The 20,759-nt window shown below is 62.8% G+C and carries 19 protein-coding genes; 13 read left to right on the top strand and 6 right to left on the bottom strand.

Features of this window, described 5'->3' with window-relative positions; translation table 11 throughout:
• Positions 1-4: 4 nt before the first annotated feature.
• From G4D77_RS16390 to G4D77_RS16380, 3 genes are all read right to left on the bottom strand, one after another.
• On the bottom strand, positions 5-403 hold the full coding sequence (locus tag G4D77_RS16390; protein ID WP_013799932.1) for a YkgJ family cysteine cluster protein: 399 nt from the start codon (positions 401-403) through the stop codon (positions 5-7).
• A 129-nt stretch (positions 404-532) separates the two neighbouring features.
• Positions 533-997, bottom strand: coding sequence for a MaoC family dehydratase (locus tag G4D77_RS16385; RefSeq protein WP_016447265.1), 465 nt, complete (start codon positions 995-997; stop codon positions 533-535).
• An 11-nt stretch (positions 998-1,008) separates the two neighbouring features.
• Positions 1,009-1,980, bottom strand: a complete 972-nt coding sequence (locus tag G4D77_RS16380) for a tripartite tricarboxylate transporter substrate binding protein (RefSeq protein WP_016454189.1) — start codon at positions 1,978-1,980, stop codon at positions 1,009-1,011.
• Positions 1,981-2,106: 126 nt separating this feature from the next.
• Here G4D77_RS16380 and G4D77_RS16375 point away from each other — a divergent pair, with 126 nt between their 5' ends.
• Together G4D77_RS16375 and G4D77_RS16370 are read left to right on the top strand one after the other, a co-directional pair.
• Positions 2,107-3,027: a LysR family transcriptional regulator gene (locus G4D77_RS16375; RefSeq protein ID WP_061289651.1), complete on the top strand. Its 921-nt coding sequence runs from the start codon at positions 2,107-2,109 to the stop codon at positions 3,025-3,027.
• Between the two features lie 94 nt (positions 3,028-3,121).
• Positions 3,122-4,267, top strand: coding sequence for a CaiB/BaiF CoA transferase family protein (locus tag G4D77_RS16370; RefSeq protein WP_154832955.1), 1,146 nt, complete (start codon positions 3,122-3,124; stop codon positions 4,265-4,267).
• Between the two features lie 81 nt (positions 4,268-4,348).
• On the opposite strand, the gene gyrB is transcribed toward G4D77_RS16370, so the two are convergent.
• The 3 genes from gyrB to dnaA all read right to left on the bottom strand — a co-directional run bounded on the left by gyrB (position 4,349) and on the right by dnaA (position 9,777).
• The gene (gyrB, locus tag G4D77_RS16365; RefSeq protein ID WP_016447261.1) at positions 4,349-6,928 is read right to left on the bottom strand and encodes a DNA topoisomerase (ATP-hydrolyzing) subunit B; all 2,580 of its coding nucleotides are present in this window, start codon (positions 6,926-6,928) and stop codon (positions 4,349-4,351) included.
• A 202-nt stretch (positions 6,929-7,130) separates the two neighbouring features.
• Positions 7,131-8,249, bottom strand: coding sequence for a DNA polymerase III subunit beta (gene dnaN / locus G4D77_RS16360; RefSeq protein WP_016447260.1), 1,119 nt, complete (start codon positions 8,247-8,249; stop codon positions 7,131-7,133).
• Between the two features lie 121 nt (positions 8,250-8,370).
• A complete protein-coding gene (gene dnaA / locus G4D77_RS16355; RefSeq protein WP_016447259.1) occupies positions 8,371-9,777 on the bottom strand; it encodes a chromosomal replication initiator protein DnaA in 1,407 nt (468 codons plus the stop codon).
• Positions 9,778-10,191: 414 nt separating this feature from the next.
• On the opposite strand from dnaA, the gene rpmH reads away from it, so the two are divergent.
• The 11 genes from rpmH (at position 10,192) to G4D77_RS16300 (ending at position 20,521) form a co-directional block, all read left to right on the top strand.
• Positions 10,192-10,326: a 50S ribosomal protein L34 gene (rpmH, locus tag G4D77_RS16350; RefSeq protein ID WP_012207856.1), complete on the top strand. Its 135-nt coding sequence runs from the start codon at positions 10,192-10,194 to the stop codon at positions 10,324-10,326.
• Between the two features lie 58 nt (positions 10,327-10,384).
• Positions 10,385-10,894, top strand: coding sequence for a ribonuclease P protein component (locus G4D77_RS16345; RefSeq protein WP_047217511.1), 510 nt, complete (start codon positions 10,385-10,387; stop codon positions 10,892-10,894).
• A complete protein-coding gene (gene yidD, locus G4D77_RS16340; RefSeq protein WP_016447257.1) occupies positions 10,891-11,181 on the top strand; it encodes a membrane protein insertion efficiency factor YidD in 291 nt (96 codons plus the stop codon). The genes G4D77_RS16345 and yidD overlap by 4 nt, the downstream gene beginning before the upstream one ends.
• Positions 11,178-12,887 carry a membrane protein insertase YidC gene (gene yidC, locus G4D77_RS16335; RefSeq protein WP_016447256.1) on the top strand — a complete coding sequence of 570 codons (1,710 nt, stop codon included), beginning with the start codon at positions 11,178-11,180 and terminating at the stop codon, positions 12,885-12,887. The genes yidD and yidC overlap by 4 nt, the downstream gene beginning before the upstream one ends.
• 225 nt (positions 12,888-13,112) lie before the next feature.
• Positions 13,113-14,312, top strand: a complete 1,200-nt coding sequence (locus tag G4D77_RS16330) for a tyrosine-type recombinase/integrase (protein WP_035884635.1) — start codon at positions 13,113-13,115, stop codon at positions 14,310-14,312.
• Entirely contained in the window at positions 14,309-15,445 is a 1,137-nt protein-coding gene (locus tag G4D77_RS16325; protein ID WP_026062901.1) for a PDDEXK nuclease domain-containing protein, read from the top strand. Before G4D77_RS16330 ends, G4D77_RS16325 begins: the two co-directional genes overlap by 4 nt.
• 231 nt (positions 15,446-15,676) lie before the next feature.
• The gene (locus G4D77_RS16320) at positions 15,677-16,000 is read left to right on the top strand and encodes a HigA family addiction module antitoxin (RefSeq protein ID WP_043855156.1); all 324 of its coding nucleotides are present in this window, start codon (positions 15,677-15,679) and stop codon (positions 15,998-16,000) included.
• Between the two features lie 72 nt (positions 16,001-16,072).
• Positions 16,073-17,068: a restriction endonuclease gene (locus G4D77_RS16315; protein ID WP_017407438.1), complete on the top strand. Its 996-nt coding sequence runs from the start codon at positions 16,073-16,075 to the stop codon at positions 17,066-17,068.
• Entirely contained in the window at positions 17,065-18,153 is a 1,089-nt protein-coding gene (locus G4D77_RS16310; RefSeq protein ID WP_017407439.1) for an ABC-three component system protein, read from the top strand. The genes G4D77_RS16315 and G4D77_RS16310 overlap by 4 nt, the downstream gene beginning before the upstream one ends.
• Positions 18,150-18,647, top strand: a complete 498-nt coding sequence (locus G4D77_RS16305) for an ABC-three component system middle component 2 (RefSeq protein WP_026062902.1) — start codon at positions 18,150-18,152, stop codon at positions 18,645-18,647. The genes G4D77_RS16310 and G4D77_RS16305 overlap by 4 nt, the downstream gene beginning before the upstream one ends.
• On the top strand, positions 18,644-20,521 hold the full coding sequence (locus G4D77_RS16300; RefSeq protein WP_017407441.1) for an ATP-binding protein: 1,878 nt from the start codon (positions 18,644-18,646) through the stop codon (positions 20,519-20,521). Before G4D77_RS16305 ends, G4D77_RS16300 begins: the two co-directional genes overlap by 4 nt.
• The last annotated feature ends 238 nt before the right edge of the window (positions 20,522-20,759 follow it).

Genomic DNA, 20,759 nt, shown 5'->3' with positions numbered 1-20,759 from the left:
CGTTTCAGCGGTCCTTGTGACCGTAGGCGCAAAAGCCGGGCTTGGGCCCCTTCTTGGGGTGCAGGCGACAGGTTTCGGGCCGCTTGTCGTATACCGTGCAGCGCCGCGACTTGGCATCCAGGAAATTGCAGTCCCCGCTGGCGCGCCGCGCCATGGTGAAGATGTTGTGCTTGGGGTTGTAGTGGTCGATCAGCCGCATCTTCATCAGCCGCTTGGCGATGAGCTTGGGCTCCACGTTGTCCACCTCGAACGGATCCACCAGCTCCAGCCGTACCAGATCGGGCAGCTGCACCTCCAGCGGCATGGTGCAGCAGTTGGCCGCACAGCTGTCGCACATGCCGGGCTTGTATTTGCTCCAGGAGTCGAGGCGGTCGACGTCGACGATGCTGATGGGGGATCTCATGGCGGGGGATGGGCGTGTGCAGGGCCGCTATTTTTCGCCAGAAAGCCCGGCGGCGGTTGCCGCGCCGGCGTAGCCAAGCGAGGGGGCGGGTCTTTGGGGGACGCTGCCCCTGCATCCATCCCCTGGCCTTCAGGCCGGCCGCTTCCTCAACAGGTATTTCTGAAACCCGTCCGACACCCGCTCGTCGCGCTGGTTCAGCACCTCGGTGGCCAGGGTCAGCACGCCCGTGGTGTTGCCGGGCTTGAGCTCGGACACCGTCAGCGTGCAGTACAGCGTGTCGCCCACATGGACGGGGGCCAGGAAGCGGCTGCCCTGCTCCAGAAAGCCCTTGAGCGATTCCTCGACCATGTGTGGGAACAGGCCGGCGCCCGCCGCCGTCTGTATGGCCACCTGGTAGCCGTGGGCCAGCATGTGGGGCATGCCGCGCGCGCGGCAGTACTCCACGTCGTAGTGCACGGGATGGTTATCGCCGCTGGCCAGCTGGAAGGCGGCGAACAGGGCGTCGGTCATGGTGCGCGATGGCAGGGCGAAGACCTCGCCCAGCGCGAAGTCTTCAAAGTAGCGCTGGGCGCACAGGGATGGGTGGCGTGGCATGGCGACTCTCCTCAGTTCGCGCTCATGTGGGCGGCCCGGGCGACCTTGCCCCATTTGTCCAGCTCCTGCTTGAGGAAGGCGGCCAGCGCCTGGGGGCGCGGCTGCTTTTCCAGCACCAGGCCCATGTCGTAGGCCTTTTTCTGCAGCCCGGCATCGTCCACCGTGGCCTGCAGGCTGGACTGCAGGCGGGCAATCAGCGCTGGCGGCGTGCCTGCGGGGGCGAACACGGCGTTCCAGGTATAGGCCTCGTAGCCGGGCACCTGCTCGGCAATGGCAGGCGTGTCGGGCGTCTGCGGCAGGCGCTGGGCCATGGTGGTGGCCAGCAGGCGCACCGTGCCCGCCTTGACCTGGGCCAGGCCTGTGGGCGCGCTGTCCAGCATGAAGGCCAGGTGCCCGCCGATGAGGTCCTGTATGGCTGGCGCACTGCCCCGGTAAGGCACATGCTGGGCCCGGGTGCCCGCCATCAGGTTCAGCAGCTCCGCGCCCAGGTGCGGAGCGCTGCCCACGCCCGCCGATGCATAGCTGACCTGGCCGGGCCGCGCCCGCAGATAGGCCAGGAAATCCGGCAGGCTCTGCACGGGCAGCCGCTTGTCCACCACCAGCACCAGCGGCGCCCTGGCGAGCAGTCCCACGGGCGCGAAGTCTTCCTCCGTGCGGTAGCCCAGCTTGTCGTGGATGTAGGGATTGACGGCATGCGCCACCGTGGTCAGCAGCAGGGTGTAGCCGTCAGGGGCTGCCTTGGCAACCGCCTCCGTGCCCACCAGGGTGCCGGCACCCGTGCGGTTCTCGATCACCACGGGCGTGCCCAGCTTCTGGCTCCAGACATCGGCCATGGCGCGGCCGAAGGTGTCGGTGGGGCCGCCTGCCGCGTAGGGAATCACCAGCTTGATGGGGCGCGCCGGATAGTCCTGCGCTGCGGCCGCGCCGGCGGCCAGAAGCAGGGCGGTGAGAAGGGTTTGGCGTCTTGCCGTCTTGAAGTCCATAATTTTCTCCGTTGTCTCCTGGCGCCGACTATAGAAATGCGCTGCCAATGCGGCCAGTCGAATCATTGATAGGGCGGTTAGAAACCGTCTAACACCAAGGAAATGCCCAAGGCGGGCATGCAACGGATGCGATATGAATTGACGGATCTCAGGGTTTTCCTTGCGATTGCCCAGGCCAAAAGCCTCAGCGCAGGCGCGGCTGAAATGCATTTGACGGCGCCATCGGCCAGCTACCGGCTCAAGAATCTGGAGCAGGCCATGGGCGCATCGCTGTTTGAAAGAACGTCCAAAGGCATGGTGCTGACCCCGGCGGGAATGACGGTCAAGAAATACGCCGATTCCATTTTCGGCAGCGTGGACCGCCTGCACGGAGAAATGCAAAGACACATCAACGGAATATCGGGCCATATCCGCGTCTTTGCCAACAGCAGCACGCTGACGGGAATTGCGCCCGTGCTCAGCCGCTATCTGGCCCATTATCCGAACGTCAATGTGGACCTGGAGGAGCGCCTGAGCGAAGACACGGTGCGCGCCTTGCTCGACGGCAGTGCCGATGTGGGCCTGGTGGCCGGCCAGATCGATCTGCATGGCCTGCACGCCATCACCTATGGCCACGATGAACTGGTGTTTGTGGTGCCCGCTGGCCACCCCTTGGCCGCCAGCAGCAGGGTGCCGCTGGAAACCGCGCTGACCTACGACCTGGTCTCGATCGGCCGCAAGACCAGCAACTTCCTCTACCTCCAAGGCATGGCTTCCAGGCTGGGCATGAATCCCAGGGTACGTGTGCACGCACCAACATTCGAGGCCGTGCTGCAGTGCGTGCAGGAAGGCGTGGGCATTGCGCTGGTGCCACGCTCCATTGCCCGGCCGGCGCTGCAGGCGCGCCGGCTGGCTGCCGTGGGCCTGGACGAGGCCTGGGCGCAGCGCGAGCAGAAGGTGGTCACGCGCGAACCCGAAACCCTGCCCGCCTATGCCCGCGATTTCGTGGCCTATGTGGCGGCCCAGCCTTTGCCCGAGGAAGGCGCCGTGCAGGAATCCCTGCCTTAGAAGATTTGAAATTCCGCTTAGAAAATGCCGACTGGCTGGGTGATGGTCGCACTTCTAGAATGCGGCGAATCGAATATTCGCCTCGTTCAAGAAAATGCAGACACGCCCATTGGATGGTTTGACGGTATTGGCCATGGAACACGCCGTGGCAGGGCCTTTTGCCAGCCGGCAGCTGGCGGACCTGGGTGCCAGGGTCATCAAGCTGGAGCGATTGCCCGATGGGGATTTTGCACGGGGCTATGACGACAAGGTCCATGGTGAATCATCCTTTTTTGTCTGGGCCAATCGGGGAAAGCAAAGCCTGGCTGCGGATATCAAGACCGCCGAAGGGAAGCATATCGTCGGGAAAATACTGGAAAAGGCCGATATCCTGATCCAGAACCTGGCCCCGGGTGCCATGCAGAGAATGGGCATGGATTTCGACAGCCTGCATGAGAAATATCCGCGTCTCATCGTCTGCGATATATCGGGCTATGGCGAAGGCGGCCCGCTCAGCGACAAAAAGGCCTACGACCTGCTGATCCAGGCGGCAGCCGGCCTGATCTCGGTCACGGGCACGCCCGACCAGCCCGCGCGCGTGGGCATTTCCATCGCCGACATCGCGGCCGGCATGTATGCCTACTCGGGCATGCTGTCCGCCCTGCTGCAGCGCGCCCGCACCGGCCGGGGCCTGCGCGTGGAGGTGTCCATGCTGGAGGCGCTGGCCGAATGGATGGCCTACCCGCTGAACTTCGCCCACTACGGCGGCACGGCGCCTGCGCGCAGCGGGCTGACCCATCCGTCCATCGCGCCCTATGGCCAGTACACGGCCGGTGATGGCCAGAGCCTGATCTTCGGCCTGCAGAACGACCGCGAATGGCACAGCTTCTGCACCCATGTGCTGCAGCGGCCCGCGCTGGCGCAGGACGCGCGCTTTGCCACCAACCTGCAGCGCGTGGCGCACCGCAAGGAACTCGACGCGGTGATCGCCTCCGTGCTGGCCCCCCTGAGCCGCGAACAGGCCATGCAGCGCCTGGATGCAGGCGGCATCGCCAACGCGCCGCTCAACGACATGCACGCGGTCTGGGACCATCCCCAGCTGCAGGCGCGTGAACGCTGGCGCGAGGTGGCCACGCCCACCGGCAGCATCCAGGCCCTGCTGCCCCCGGCCACGCTGTCGGATGCCGAAGCCGCCATGGGCGCCGTGCCCGCGCTGGGCGAGCATACGCAGGCGCTGTGGGAGGAGTTTGGTGGGCGGTGAACATGACCAGGGGCACCAAGGTCCGGCCATGAAAAAAGCGCTCCTTGCAGAGCGCTTTTTGCAGTGTGCCGTTCGGCTGGATCAGACGTCGATATTGCCCGCCCGCAGCGCATTCGTCTCGATGAAGTCCCGGCGCGGCTCCACCTCGTCGCCCATGAGCATGGTGAACACGCGGTCGGCCTCGATGGCGTCGCCGATCTGCACCTGCAGCAGGCTGCGCACGGTGGGGTCCATGGTGGTCTCCCACAGCTGCTCGGGGTTCATTTCGCCCAGGCCCTTGTAGCGCTGGCGGGCCGTGGTGCGTTCGGCCTCGTGCAGCAGCCATTGCATGGCCTGGCGGAAGTCGGTGGCCTTGTCGCTCTTGGCCTTCTCGCCTTCGCCGCGCGTGACCTTGGCGCCTTCGCCCAGCAGGCCGTTGAAGTTCTGGGCTTCGTCGGCCAGCGCGGCGTAGTCGTGGCTGCGCACGAACTCCTGGGTGAGGATGGAGCTCTTGATGTTGCCGTGGTGGTGGCGGCTGATGCGCAGCACGGGCTTTTCGGAGACCGGATCGATTTCGGCCGTGACCTCGGCGGGCACGCCTGTGGTGGTCAACTCGCGCAGCTTGGCCTCCAGGATGGGGGCGCAGGCCTGTGCCGCCTCGATGCTGTCCAGCGTGATCTGCACGCCGTCGGCGATGGCGCGCAGGGCCTCGGCATCCATGAAGTTGGACAGGCGGTCGATGACGGTCTCGGCAGCCAGGTGCATGTTGGCCAGCTTGGCCAGTTCCTCGCCGTCCAGCGTGCGCGGGTTGGCGCCGCCGGTGCTGACGCTGGCGTTCATCAGCGCGATGCGCAGCAGGTACTGGTTGAGCGCGGGGCCGTCCTTGATGTACAGCTCTTCCTTGCCGTTCTTGACCTTGTACAGCGGCGGCTGGGCGATGTAGATGTGGCCGCGCTCGACCAGGTCCGGCATCTGGCGGTAGAAGAAGGTCAGCAGCAGGGTGCGGATGTGGGCGCCGTCCACGTCCGCGTCGGTCATGATGATGATGCGGTGGTAGCGCAGCTTGTTGGGGTCGAAGTCGTCGCTGCCGCTCTTGCCCGATTCGGCCGTGGCCTTGCCGATGCCGGTGCCCAGGGCCGTGATCAGGGTGACGATTTCGTTGCTGGACAGCAGCTTCTCGTAGCGGGCCTTTTCCACGTTCAGGATCTTGCCGCGCAGCGGCAGGATGGCCTGGAACTTGCGGTCGCGACCTTGCTTGGCGGAGCCGCCGGCGGAGTCACCCTCGACGATGTAGATCTCGCACAGCGCCGGGTCCTTTTCCTGGCAGTCGGCCAGCTTGCCGGGCAGGCCCATGCCGTCGAGCACGCCCTTGCGGCGCGTCATCTCGCGGGCCTTGCGCGCGGCCTCGCGGGCACGCGCGGCATCGACGATCTTGCTGCACAGGATCTTGGCGTCGTTGGGCTTTTCTTCCAGGTAGTCGGTCAGCGCCTTGGCGACGATGTCCTCCACGGGCGCGCGCACTTCGCTGGAGACCAGCTTGTCCTTGGTCTGGCTGCTGAACTTGGGCTCGGGCACCTTCACGGACAGCACGCAGCACAGGCCTTCGCGCATGTCGTCGCCGCTGACCTCGACCTTGGCCTTCTTGGCCAGCTCGTTCTGCTCGATGTACTTGCCGATCACGCGCGTCATGGCGGCGCGCAGGCCCGTCAGGTGGGTGCCGCCGTCGCGCTGCGGGATGTTGTTGGTGAAGCACAGCACCTGCTCGGCATAGCTGTCGTTCCACTGCATGGCGACTTCGACGCCGATCTCGGTGCCGGGGATGCCGCCGTAGCTTTCCGCAGGACGCGTGCCGTTGGCGTGGAAGGCGGTGGGGTGCAGCACCTTCTTGTTGGCGTTGATGAACTGCACGAAGCCCATGACGCCGCCGGCGCCGGAGAAGTCATCCTCGCGGCCGTCGCGCTCGTCCTTGAGGCGGATGCGCACGCCGTTGTTCAGGAAGGACAGTTCGCGCAGGCGCTTGGCCAGGATCTCGTAGCGGAACTCATGGTTCTGCGTGAAGATTTCCGTGTCGGGCAGGAAGTGGACCTTGGTGCCGCGCTTGTCGCTCTTGCCGACTACGCGCATGGGCGAGACCTCGACGCCGTCCACGATCTCGATGGGGCGGTTCTGCACCTGGCCGCGCGAGAAGTCGATCTCGTAGACTTCGCCGTCGCGGCGCACGCTGAGCTTGAGCCAGATGGACAGTGCGTTCACGCAGGACACGCCCACGCCGTGCAGGCCGCCCGAGACCTTGTAGCTGTTCTGGTTGAACTTGCCGCCCGCGTGCAGTTCGGTGAGGGCGATTTCGGCCGCCGAGCGCTTGGGCTCGTGCTTGTCGTCCATCTTCACGCGCGTGGGGATGCCGCGGCCGTTGTCGATGACGGACAGGGAGCCATCGGCATGGATGGTGACCAGGATGTCGTCGCAGTAGCCGGCCAGGGCTTCGTCGATGGAGTTGTCCACCACTTCGAAGACCAGGTGGTGCAGGCCCGTGCCATCGGAGGTGTCGCCGATGTACATGCCGGGGCGCTTGCGCACGGCCTCCAGGCCTTCGAGGATCTGGATCGCGCCTTCGCCATAGCCGCTGGAGTCTGAGCCTTCGGGGGCAATGGTCTGGTTTTCTGGCTTGTTCTCGTCGGTCATGGAAGGCCCTGGGGTAGTTCCGTCGGAAGCTGTCGCTTCGCTTGAAAATGTTCGATTCGGCCGCTGGCGCGGTGCGTAGGGACGCGCGCTGCGGGCTACGAGTCGGATAGGGTGGTTGCGCGCCTTGCACCGGCTTGTGCCACCGGGCGGCGGGTGCAGGGGCTGCGCAATGTGTCAGGCATCGGGTAGGTGTGGCGCGCGCTCAGATGCGCATCGGCATCACGACGTACTTGAAGCTGTCGTTCTCGGGGATGGTCAGCAGCGCCGAGCTGTTGCCGTCCTGCAGGTCGATCCTGATCATGTCCTGGCCCATGTTGGACAGGGCGTCGATCAGGTAGGTGACGTTGAAGCCGATCTCGATGGTGTCGCCACCGTAGTCGATGTCCAGCTCGTCCATGGCCTCTTCCTGCTCGGCGTTGTTGGAGGCCACGCGCAAGGTGCCGGGCTCCACCGTCAGGCGCACGCCCTTGAACTTGTCGCTGGTCATGATGGCCGTGCGCTGCAGGCTGGCCAGCAGCGGGGCGCGGCCCAGGGTCACGCTGTTGGTGTGGTTGCGCGGGATGACGCGGTTGTAGTCGGGGAACTTGCCCTCGACCAGCTTGGTCACGAACTCCATGCCGCCAAAGGTGAACTTGGCCTGGTTGTTGGCGAACTGCATCTCGATGTGGGGCTGGTTCTCGCCGCCGGCATCCGACAGCAGGCGCTGCAGCTCCAGCACGGTCTTGCGCGGCAGGATCACTTCCTGCTTGGGCACTTCCACGTCCAGCTGGCTGCTTGCAAAGGCCAGGCGGTGGCCGTCAGTGGCCACCAGGGACAGCTGCTTGCCCTCGGCCACGAACAGGATGCCGTTGAGGTAGTAGCGGATGTCCTGCACGGCCATGGCGAAGGAGACCTGGCCCAGCAGGTCCTTGAGCACCTTCTGCGGCACGCTGAAGGAAGGGCCGAAGGCCGCAGCCTCCTGCACCAGCGGGAAGTCCTCGGCCGGCAGGGTCTGCAGCGTGAAGCGGCTCTTGCCGCCCTTGAGCACCATCTTGGCCTGCTGGGTCTCCAGGCTCACGGTCTGGTCGCCGGGCATGGTCTTGAGGATGTCGATCAGCTTGCGCGCGCCCACGGTGGTGGTGAAGTCGCCGGTGTCGCCGCCGAGTTCGGCGGTGGTGCGGATCTGGATTTCCAGGTCGCTGGTGGTCAGCTGCAATGCGTTGCCGGTCTTCTTGATCAGCACGTTGGCCAGGATGGGCAGCGTGTGGCGGCGTTCGACGATGCCGGACACCGATTGCAGGACCGCGAGAACTTTGTCTTGTGTGGCTTTCAGGACGATCATGTCAACCTCTGATTTAAGGATGCGGGTCTCGGTGGGAGCGGCGGCTCACACATGAGCCCCCTCTTGCCGCTCGAATCCCCCATTTTGCCGCGTACGCAGGGCCTGAACGGGGGAGTTTTCATCAACCTTTGAGAGTTTGCTCCAGCACGTGCAGCTGCTGGTTCAGCTCGGTCAGCTGCTGGCGTTCGCCGGCGATCTTGCGCACCGCGTGCAGCACGGTGGTGTGGTCGCGTCCGCCGAACAGCTCGCCGATCTCGGGCAGGCTCTTCTGGGTCAATTCCTTGGCCAGGTACATGGCAATCTGGCGCGGCCGGGCAATGCTGGCCGGGCGCTTCTTGCTGTACATGTCGGCCACCTTGATCTTGTAGTAGTCGGCCACCGTCTTCTGGATGTTTTCCACGCTGATCTGGCGGTTCTGGATGGACAGCAGATCACGCAGGGCCTCGCGGGCCAGCTGGATGGAGACTTCCTTCTGGTTGAAGCGCGAATAGGCCAGGATCTTGCGCAGCGCGCCTTCGAGCTCGCGCACGTTGGAGCGCACGTTCTTGGCCACGAAGAAGGCGACTTCCTCGGGCATCTCGGCGTTCTCGGCGCGGGCCTTGTTGATCAGGATGGCCACGCGCATCTCCAGCTCGGGCGGCTCGATGGCCACCGTCAGCCCGGAGTCGAAGCGCGAGACCAGCCGCTCGTGGATGTTGGCCAGACCCTTGGGATAGGTGTCCGAGGTCATCACGATGTGGCTCTTCTTGGCCAGCAGGGCCTCGAAGGCGTTGAAGAACTCCTCCTGCGTGCGGTCCTTGTTGGCGAAGAACTGCACATCGTCGATCAGCAGCAGATCCAGCGAGTGATAGCGCTCCTTGAATTCGTCAAAAGTGCGGCGCTGGTAGGCCTTGACCACATCCGAGACGAACTGCTCGGCGTGGATGTAGAGAACTTTCGCGTCGGGCTTGTCGGCCAGCAGCTTGTTGCCCACGGCATGCACCAGGTGGGTCTTGCCCAGGCCCACGCCGCCGTAGATGAACAGCGGGTTGTACAGGTGGCCGGGCGAGCCCGCCACATGCATGGCGGCCGAGCGTGCCATGCGGTTGGCCGTGCCTTCCACCAGGGTTTCAAAGGTCAGCGCGGCGTTCAGGCGCGTACGGAAGACCGGCGCTGCCGCGTCTTCGCCAGTGACCGTGGGCACCGAGGTGACAATGGTTTCCGGTGGGGCCGAGCGCTCGCTGGAAGATGGGCGAACATAAGTACGCACAACGCTTTCCCGTTGAGCGAGCGCTAACTCAAGTGTCACCGGCTGGCCATAGAGCGACTCCAGCATGGCCGAGATGCGGCCTGCATATTGGGCGCGGATCCAGTCGAGCTTGAAGCGGTTGGCCACGTAGACGGTGACTTTGGAGAAGTCTTCGGCGACGTGCGCGGTCAGGGGCTTGATCCAGGTGTTGAACTGCTGCTCAGGCATTTCCTGCCCCAGTTGCTCAACGCAGACTTGCCACAGGCCCTGGCCTGCATCGTTCGTAGGTTCCTCTGTCATTGTCGAAGTCTAGTTGTGGATAGGAGGAACTGTTGCGAGGCTGCCATTGTAGCTTTTGCGGAAGTTATCCACAAAATATCAGGAGCTTGTCCTCTGCCCTGTCGCAAAATGGGCAGGCATCCTTCGGGTTCGAAGGGCATTGCATCAAGTGGGCAACGCTGTGATAATCGCGGGTTTCCCTGAATGTGTTCAGGGTGATATGTCCCGCCCGTCTGCATCGGGTCTGCATGCTGCTGCTGGTTGCCTTGGGCGAAACCTTCCCGGTTCGCGCTCCTGGCCGCACATGGCAAGTGCATCGTGCAGATTTTTGGCAGGTGGCCTGGCGGTTTGCCTTTGTGGCGGCTGCTGGCTGCACTGCGTGTAGCGTGCCGGATACGGGACCGGTGCAAAACTGAACCTTCTCTAGGAACCAACATGAAACGTACTTACCAACCCTCCAAGACCCGTCGCGCCCGCACCCACGGCTTTCTGGTCCGCATGAAGACCAAGGGCGGCCGCGCCGTGATCAACGCTCGCCGCGCCAAGGGCCGCAAGCGTCTGGCCGTCTAAGGCCAGCCATTGCTGGGCGGTTTGCTCGCTGCACTGAACCCCTGAAAGGGGTGCTGGAATGCAACGGCTGAAAACACGTCCGCAGTTTCAGGCCGCCATGGCTGCCGGTACGGTTTCGCGTACCGCGCACTTCGCCCTGCACCGTCTCGTTCTGACGGAGCAGGTCGCTGCCATGCCGCCACCGACAGGGCCCGGATCGCAAGATCCGCAGGCCCTGTTCGGCGTTGGCGCGGTGCGCCGGGATGCCTGGCTGGGTGCCATGGTGCCCAAGCGCTGGGCGCGCCGATCGGTGACACGCCACACCATCAAGCGGCAGATCTACGCCGTGGGCGGCGAGCACGAGGCCTTGATGCTCCATGGCGCGCATGTGGTGCGATTGCGCTCGGGCTTTGACCGGCGCCAGTTCGTGAGCGCCACGTCCGATGTGCTCAAGCAGGCGGTTCGTGCCGAGCTGCAGCAGCTGTTCGCCCATGCCGCGAAACGCCTGTCGCAGCCGGCACCCGGGTTGCCTCAGCCAGCGCAGGAGCCGGCCGCTGCCGCTGGCGAGCCTGCCGGAGCCACGCCATGATGCAGCGGCTGCTGATGGCGCTGGTGCGTGGCTATCGGCTGATGCTCAGTCCCTGGCTGGGCTCGGCCTGCCGCTTCACGCCGACCTGCTCTGCCTATTCCCTTGAAGCGCTGGAGCAACACGGCGCTGCGGTAGGCTCCTACCTGACACTGCGCCGACTGGCGCGCTGTCATCCGTGGTGTGACGGGGGGCATGACCCTGTGCCAGAGCACAAGCCCAGGCTGTTCACCAGCCTGACGGCTGCGCCCGAAAACACCCAACCTTCCTCACCTAAGAAGTCTTCATGAACGATATTCGCCGCACCATCCTGTGGGTGATATTTGGCTTTTCGCTGGTCTTGCTATGGGACAAATGGCAAGTGCACAACGGCAAGAAGGCCACTTTCTTCCCCGCGCCGGCCGTGGCCACGGCCCCGGCACCTGAAACGGGCAAGGCGCCCGGCGACGCCAGCGTGCCCTCGGCAGCGACTGCGGCAACGGCCGGTGCCGGCGAAGTGCCTGGCGGCGCTGCCGCGCCCGAGGCTGCCCCGCGCCAGAACGTGACCATCAGCACCGACGTGCTGCGCCTGACCTTCGACAGCCAGGGCGGCACGCTGCGCCATGCCGAGCTGCTCAAGTACGCCGATTCCGCCCACAAGGACAAGCCGGTCGTGCTGTTCGACGAGAGCGTGCATCGTGTGTACCTGGGACAGTCGGGCCTGATCGGCGGCGGTTTCCCCACGCACAAGACGACCATGACCGCGCTGCCCGGTGCACGCGAGCTCAAGGACGGCGAGGACCAGATGGAGCTTCGCTTCGAGTCGCCCGACATGGGCGGCGTGAAGCTGGTCAAGATCTGGACGCTCAAGCGCGGTGCCTACGACATCGGCGTGCGCCATGAAGTGGTGAACACCGGCACGACTGCCGTGAACCCGCAGCTGTACCTGCAGCTGGTGCGCGACGGCAACAAGCCCGAAGGCGAAGAGTCCACCATGTACTCCACCTTCACGGGCCCGGCCGTCTACACCGACGAGAAGAAGTACCAGAAGGTCGAGTTCAAGGACATCGAAAACGGCAAGGCCAGCGTCGAGAAGTCGTCCTCGGGCGGCTACGTGGCCATGGTCCAGCATTACTTTGCCAGCGCCTGGCTGCTGGCCGAAGGCGTGCAGCGCGAGAACTTCCTGCGCAAGGTGGACAGCAACCTCTACGCCGTCGGCATGATCACGCCCGTGGGCACCATCGAGCCCGGCCAGAGCAAGAGCGTGGAAGCGCGCCTGTTTGCCGGACCCCAGATCGAAAAGCGCCTGGAGGCTCTGGCCCCCGGCCTGGAACTGGTCAAGGACTATGGCTGGCTGACCATCCTGGCCAAGCCGCTGTACTGGCTGCTGGACAAGCTGCACGGTTTCCTGGGCAACTGGGGCTGGTCCATCGTGGCCCTGGTGCTGCTGCTGAAGATCGCCTTCTACTGGCTCAATGCCAAGGCCTACTCCTCGATGGCCAAGATGAAGGCCATCAACCCGCGCATCATGGAAATGCGCGAGCGCCTCAAGGACAAGCCCCAGCAGATGCAGCAGGAGATGATGCGCATCTACCGCGAGGAAAAGGTCAACCCCATGGGCGGCTGCCTGCCCATCATCATCCAGATCCCGGTGTTCATCGCGCTGTACTGGGTGCTGCTGTCCAGCGTGGAAATCCGCAACGCGCCCTGGATCGGCTGGATCACCGACCTGTCGGCCAAGGACCCGCTGTTCATCCTGCCCGTGCTGATGACCCTGTCGTCGCTGCTGCAGACCGCGCTGAACCCCGCTCCGCCGGATCCGATGCAGGCCAAGATGATGTGGATCATGCCCCTGGTCTTCAGCGTGATGTTCTTCTTCTTCCCGGCCGGCCTGGTGCTGTACTGGCTGACGAACAACATCCTGTCCATTGCCCAGCAGTGGATCATCAACACCCGCATGGGCGTGCCGCCGCAGTTCAATCTGCCCAACTTCGGCAAGACCAAGCCTGCCAAGTAAGCCTGCGAAGGCCCTGGCTCCAAAGCCCGCTTCGGCGGGCTTTTTTCATTTCACCATGACTCCAGCACCGAACTTCGCTGGACTACGCCGAAGCCCGATACAGCAGGTTTATCAATAACTTAGGCGAGTTCAACATATGCCGGTGCTTTCCGAAACCTGACCTGGCTTCCCCTCTGCTGGCCCCTACAAGGCTCCTGGGAATCGGGTCTTTTCCGAGGAGTCATCATGGCGAAAATCAAGCTCACCAAGTCCGCAGTCGATGCGGCACAACCCCAAGCGCAGGCCATCGAACTCCGGGACACGCTGGTGCCCGGCTTCCTGTGCAAGGTTACACCAGCGGGCCGCAAGGTGTTCATGCTCCAGTACCGCACGAACGCTGGCGAGCGACGCAAGCCCGCCCTGGGCTTGTATGGGGAACTGACGGTCGAACAGGCCCGCTCGCTGGCCCAAGAATGGCTGGCCGAGGTTCGCCGAGGCGGCGACCCCAGCGCGGCCAAGGCCGCCGCCCGTTCAGCCCCCACGGTCAAGGAGCTGTGCACCAAGTTCATGGAGGACTACTCCAAGCAGCGCAACAAGCCCAGCACCCAGCGCGGGTATCAGGCCGTCATCGACCGCTGCATCGTTCCGATGCTGGGCCGTTTGAAGGTGCAGGACGTGAAGCGGCCGGACGTGGCCACAGCGATGAAGAAGATGGCCCACAAGCCCGCCGAGGCCAACCGTGCTTTCAGCGTGATGCGCAAGATGTTCAACCTGGCCGAGGTGTGGGGCCACCGGCCGGACGGCACCAACCCCTGCCGCCACGTCCCGATGTACCCCAACGGCAAGGCCACGCACCTCATCAGCGACGAGGACATGGGCAAGCTGTTTCGGCGACTGGAGCACATCGAGGCCGAGGGCCTGGAGAACTACGTCATCCCGCTGGCGATCCGCCTGCAATTCGAGTTCGCCGGCCGCCGCTCCGAAATCGTGACGCTCCAATGGGATTGGGTGGACCTGGACAACCGCCGTGTGATCTGGCCCGACAGCAAGACCGGCGGCATGTCCAAGCCCATGAGCGAGGTAGCCTATCGGCTGCTCGCGACGGCGCCGCGGCCGGAAGGCATTCCCTACGTGCTCCCGTCCCCGAGCCATCCGGGCAAGCATCTGACCACGGGCGAGTATTACAACGGCTGGAGCCGCGCCCTCAAGGCGGCGGGCGCCACGCACGTCGGCACGCACGGTATCCGCCACCGCTCGGCGACCGACATTGCCAACTCGGGCATCCCGGTCAAGGTCGGCATGGCGCTGACGGCGCACAAGACCGTGGCGATGTTCATGCGCTACGTCCATACCGAGGATGATCCCGTGCGAAAGGCCGCCGAACTGGTGGCGAACCGGCGCAAGACGATTACTGAGGCGCAACGTCCCGCAGAGGTAGCAGCATGACCAGGAAGACGCATGCGGCGGTGCTAGCCGCACCCGCTGCTTTGCCTGCCGGCTACGCCGGCATCCACAGCGGCATCGTGGATCTGCTTGACGCTGCGCGCCAGGCGGCGGCGCGCAGCGTCAATGCACTGATGACGGCGAGCTATTGGGAGATTGGTCGCCGCATCGTGGAGGCTGAGCAACAGGGCAAGCGGCGTGCGGGTTATGGTGAGCAGTTGATGGAGCGACTGTCCAGCGACCTCACACGGCAGTTCGGCCGCGGGTTCAGTCGCCAGAACCTGCAGCAGATGCGATCGTTCTTTCTGACCCGGCCAATTCGCCAGACAGTGTCTGGCAAATCTTCCCCGAAGCCCATGCGGCCGTGGCGGCTTGACGAGCTGGCACAGGTCTTCACGCTGCCTTGGTCGGCCTACGTGCGGCTGCTGTCGGTCAAGGACGAGCATGCGCGCCAGTTCTATGAAGCTGAGGCCCTGCGCGGCGGATGGAGCGTGCGCCAATTGGATCGGCAGATCGGCAGCCAGTTCTACGAGCGCACGGCGCTGTCGAAAAACAAGGCGGCGATGCTGGCCAAGGGCGCGGTGGCCAAGCCCGAGGATTCCGTCGCGCCCGGCGATGCCATCAAAGACCCGTATGTGCTGGAGTTCCTCGACCTCAAGGACGAGTATTCGGAATCCGATCTGGAAGACGCCTTGATCCGGCGGCTGGAAGACTTCCTGCTGGAGCTGGGAGAGGGATTCACCTTCATCGGGCGGCAGCGCCGGTTGCGTATCGACCAGACCTGGTATCGGGTGGACTTGCTGCTGTTCCATCGCCGGCTGCGCTGCCTGGTCATCGTCGACCTGAAGCTGGGCAGCCTGAGCCATGCGGACGTGGGCCAGATGCACATGTACTGCAACTACGCCAAGGAGCACTGGGCCTACCCCGAGGAGAACCCGCCCGTGGGCCTGATCCTGTGCGCCGACAAAGGCCATGCGCTGGCAAGGTACGCGCTGGAGGGCTTGCCCACCAAGGTGATGGCGGCGAACTACCGCATGGTGCTACCGGATGCCGAGCTGCTGCAGCAAAAGCTGGAGAGCACGCGGCTTTTGCTCGAATCTCGCGCGGCACTTTCCCACAAAGAACGCAAGCCATAGCTGAGCGTCCTCGCGTTCCTCCGTCGGGCTTCGCTGGTTGCGTCCGAGCCTCGTGCCGAGTCACGGCCATTCGCCTTGATTCCTGACGCCTCCGGCCCTTGCCGAACCGCATGCGTTGCCCCAAGTAAGCAAAAGTAATGTACGATTGACGTACATCGTCAATTCTCTCGCGCCAACGCTGATGAATCACGGGAAGCGAGGGGGCGATAGCCTGTTCATTTTGAGGTCAATATGACTGCGGCAGTCCATCAACCGGGTGAAGTTCTCGCACAAAGGCTGGAAGCCATTGGCGTGTCACCGACTGAGTTGGCGCGCCAGCTTAGCGTCCCCGCCAATAGGATTACTCAGATCATCAATGGCAAGCGAGGGATTACTGGCGATTCAGCGTTGCGGCTTGCCCACTGGTTCGGGGACACCCCGCAATTCTGGATGAGCCTGCAAGTGCAATCCGACCTTGAACTGGCGGAAGCTGAGTCGGGGCTAGCCATCAGAGCGCTCCCTACTGGTCCGGTCGTTCGCGGCCATAAGGCCCACAAGCAGGTGAAGACTGCATAGGAAAGGACTTATGACGGGGGAGAACAAAACCTTATCTCACGGTGGTGGGTGTGTTTGTAAGGAGAGCATCGCGTGACCGATGCCGCTACAGACATCACGTTCCACTATCCGCCGGAGCTGTTCAATCTCCTGGTGGATGTTGTCCCATTGCTCAACCGATCCAAACAAGATGTGCTTGTCTTCTTTCGTGGCGCAGGTGTGTCTGACACCACGACTGCGGACATAGCCGCTCATTTGAGAAGCGCGCCAAAGGACGTCAACAAGTACCAAATGGTGCGCACCGTGCTGGAGCGCCTCAACGCGAAGGGGGAAGCCGCTCTTCGCGAGCGACGTGAGGTGCTGCGGCGTGTCGTGGACTTTGCAAACTTCGATTCGTGCTGGCCCGACGATCAGCTCAAGGCCAAGGGCCTTGTCGCCAGCATCCGTGAAGTCGTCAATCAGAAGGATGCCTTCACACGAATGAACAACGCTCGTGAAGAAGAACGGCGAGCGCGCCTCGCTGAGACGCAGCGAATCGCTGCGGAGAAGCGCGAGCGCACTTCCAGGATCGAGAATGCCAAGCAGGGTTTGTATGCGCTGTTTGGTACTTCAGCGACGGCACAGGAACGCGGCAAGATGCTGGAGACCGCTCTCAACAATCTCTTCCAAGCCTATGGCGTTCTCATTCACAAAGCCTTCCATTTGGTCGGCAATGCTGGGGAGGGGATCGTTGAGCAGATCGACGGCGTGATTGAGCTTGGTAGCACCTTGTACTTCGTTGAAATGAAGTGGTATCGCAACCCGGTGGGAAAACCCGAGATATCAGAGCATCTTGTTCGTCTCATGTCGCGCGCAGAGGTTCGAGGCATTTTCATCTCTGCCAGTGACTACACCGATCCCGCGTTTCACACGGTACGTGAGTTCCTGCAACACAAGGTCTTGATTCTTTCGACTCTGCAAGAGCTGGTGCATCTACTCGAACAACAGGACGACCTCGCAGAGTTCTTCACGAAAAAAGTCCAGGCGGCGCAGATACACAAGAACCCGTACTTCCGTCCTCATGATGGCCAAGGAGAAGGTGCGTTATGACGGCGAGTTGGAAAAACATCAACAAGCCGTCGAGTCCCACGACCGCGGTCACCGCAGCGCAGGTGGCGAACGGTCCCGTCATTCCACCACAGCAAAGGCTGTTGACCTACTCGCCAGACGAGTGGGAAGGCTTCGTCGAAGAGTGGGCCTACTACTGTCTCCCGGCGAAGTACAAACATGTCCAACGCTTCTCGGGTGCTGGCGACATGGGAATTGACATTGCCGGATTCGCCGACGACAAGCGCCTCAAGGGTGTATGGGATAACTACCAGTGCAAGCACTATGACCACGCCCTTAGGCCCGGCGATGTCTGGGTTGAGTTCGGCAAGGTCATCTGGTACTCGTACAGCGGTGAGTACGCCGCACCCCGTCATTACTACTTTGTTGCCCCCCGAGGCGCGGGCACATCGCTCAGTCGCCTGTTGGCGAACGCTGCGAAGCTGCGCGAAGAGCTGATTGCCAACTGGGACAAGCACGTAAAGGACGAGATCACGGGCACACAAGCGGTGCCGCTCGATGCAACGCTCCGCGCCTATGTGGATGCCTTCGACTTCTCTATCTTCGACGCCAAGACAGCGCTCCAACTTGTTGACGATCACCGCGCCACGCCGGTTCATACAGCGCGCTTTGGCGGTGGGTTACCAGCGCGGCCTGCTTCCGAAAAGCCGCCCCAGGAAGTCGCCGCCACCGAGAGCCGTTATGTGACGCAATTGCTCGGCGCATATGGCGAGCACACGGGGTCGATCGTGACCCATCCCTCGGCCCTGTCCGTACCAAAGCTCAAGGATCATTTCCGTCGCCAGCGCGAAGCGTTCTATGAGGCGGAGTCGCTGCGCGTCTTTGCCCGCGATAGTGTGCCGCCTGGCACCTTTGAATCCTTGCTCGATGACATCCACGGCGGCGTCATCGACACGCACGACGCGAACCATGCTGATGGCTACGAAAAGGTCTGTGCCGTCACCAAGGCTGCTCGCGATATGCAAATCACGGCGAACGCCCTCATCACCTGTACGAACCCCAAAGATAGAGATGGAATCTGCCATCAACTCGCGAATGAGGATCGCCTGCGGTGGACACGATCATGAGCCTGGAACGCAAGCCGATCACATTCAATGGGCCGCTTGAGGCCGGTATCCGCGCGGTGTCAATTCTGGCAGCCGCCTTTCCGCAGACCTACGACCTTCAGCGACTTGTCGCCCTTGACTACCTTCTTGTCCACACAGGCGATATCAACGGCCCGGACAATTTGCATCCACCGACGCCGATGCACTCGGCTGAATTGCTGGTGCGCCGCAAGCTGGTCGAGCAATCGCTACTTCTCATGATGACCCGAGATCTCGTAGAGCGCGAAGTCACACCCGATGGCATTAAATATGGTGCGGGCGAAAGCGCTGAAACGTTCCTTTCGTCAGTTTCGTCGAGCTATCTGTTGGCCCTGAAGGATCGAGCCACCTGGCTTGTCGAAACCCTCGGCGGCCTCACTGACGAACAATTCAAGGGTGTCATGCGCCGCTTCTTTGACAAGTGGGTCGAGGAATTCCAACAGGTCGAGCGGAGCTTGGGGGGCGAAAAAGCATGACGGCCGCTACTCCCGGCATCCGCTTGCGATTTCTCGGCTTTTTCGGCCCGCAGAAGCCGCCCGCAACCGTGACTTTCGGCCCCGGTCTGAATGTCATATATGGCGCATCGAACACTGGAAAATCTTTCATCGTCGAAGCCATCGACTTCATGCTCGGCGGCAAGCCGCCCTTGCGCGACATTCCTGAGCGTGTCGGTTACGACCTCATTCTTCTGGGTCTTGAGACGCTGGACGGGAAGGCCTTCACGCTCTGGCGCAGCATGGACGGTGGTGGATTTCGACTCTACGAAGACTTACATCAGACGCCACCTGCGGCCGATGTTCGGTACAAGCAGCTTGATGAACAGCACAGCGACAAGAATGACGAAAACCTGTCTTCGTTCTTGTTGGGCTTGTGCGGCCTTGGTGGCAAGCGTGTCCGCAGGAACTCCAAGAACGAAACCAACAGCCTGAGCTTTCGCAATATTGCGCGCCTGATGATCGTCAACGAGACGGAGATCACACAACAAAGCTCACCGCTCTTTGACGGCAATCCCATCGCCAACACGCCGAATCTCGCAACGTTCAAGTTGCTTTTGACTGGCACGGATGACTCTGCGCTGGTCGCCAGCAATAAGCGTGAGCCAGAGGAACTGTCGCGTGAGGCGCAACTGAAACTTCTTGACCAACTGCTCGACGATTACCGTGAGCGGCTCAAGGAATTGACCAAGAGTCCGAAGGAGTTGGAGGAGCAGCTAGAGAAGATTGATGCCTCGCTCCGTCAGCAGGCAGTCCAGGTAAATACCACTGAAGCCGAATTTCAGGAGGCCGCTGGGAAGCGGCGCGAACTGCGCAAGAAGCTGGAAGAAAGCCGTGAGCGACGTGCAGAGGTCGGGGCGATGCTTGAGCGGTTCAGCCTTCTCGATAAGCACTACGCATCCGATATCGAACGGCTGCGCGCTATCGAGGAAGGCGGAACCTTATTCAACGTACTGGGCTCCGGGTACTGCCCCCTCTGCGGTGCGGAGCCCACACATCACCGCACCGACGCTGAATGCAATGGAGACATTGACGCCGTTGTTCAGGCAGCACGACAGGAGATTTACAAAATCGAGGTCTTGCGCGCTGAGCTTGCAGCGACTGTGCATAGCCTTGAACGCGAGAGCGGCAACTTTGACCGCAAGATGCCCAACGTAGTCCAAGAACTGGCATCAATCTCTTCGGCGGTTGAAGAGCTGATCGCACCAAAGCTTTCAACCCTTCGAAAATCCTATTCCGATTTTGCCGACAAGCGCGCCGAGGTGCGCGAGGCGCTGGGACTCTATGCCACGGTGCAAGATATGGAACGACGCCGCGCCGATCTTGAGAAGGGCGCCGACGATGAGAAGGCCGGAACTCTCACCAACGCTGACATCCCCACTACCGTAGCTCATGGCTTTGCCAAGACTGTCGAGAGCATCCTGACGGGCTGGCATTTCCCCGAGGCCGGAGATGTGTACTTCGACTCCAAAACGCGCGATCTTGTCATTGCGGGGAAGTCTCGCAGCGCGTTCGGCAAGGGCCTTCGTGCCATTACACATGCGGCATTCACTCTCGGGTTGTTCGCCTTCTGCCGCGCGCGTCAGACGCCGCACACAGGATTTGTCGTTCTCGACTCTCCCTTGCTTGCGTATCGAGAACCCGATGGAACAGAAGATGATTTGACCGGCACGGACCTTCAGGAGAAGTTCTACGCCTACCTTGAAGCATTGCCCAACGACACACAGGTCATCGTGGTCGAGAACACCGACCCGCCTGATTCGATCATGAAACGCGAGCAATCACTGATGTTCGGTAAGAACCCTCATCATGGTCGGTACGGTTTGTTCCCGCATGCAACGAGCCCTGCACCGTAAGTAATTCGGGGCGCCATGTTTCTGTGCGTCCCCGCGTCGCGGGCCGGGCTTCTCCAGGTTCGCTTTCCGCTCATCCCTAAAGGGACTGGCTTCGCCAGCCTACCGCATCCCTGACGCCTCCGGCCCTTGGGGCCTGCGCGCTGCGCTTGCCTGTCCGTGCCTTCGATGGAGGTCGGTAGGCGGCCTTGCTGTCTCCTTCACCGTATCACGGCGTTCTCGCCGTCAAGGGCGGCGCGCG

This window comes from Delftia sp. WY8 (genome assembly GCF_018437695.1).
Taxonomy (GTDB): domain Bacteria; phylum Pseudomonadota; class Gammaproteobacteria; order Burkholderiales; family Burkholderiaceae_C; genus Comamonas; species Comamonas tsuruhatensis.
This window is presented reverse-complemented; position numbering and strand designations above follow the sequence as displayed.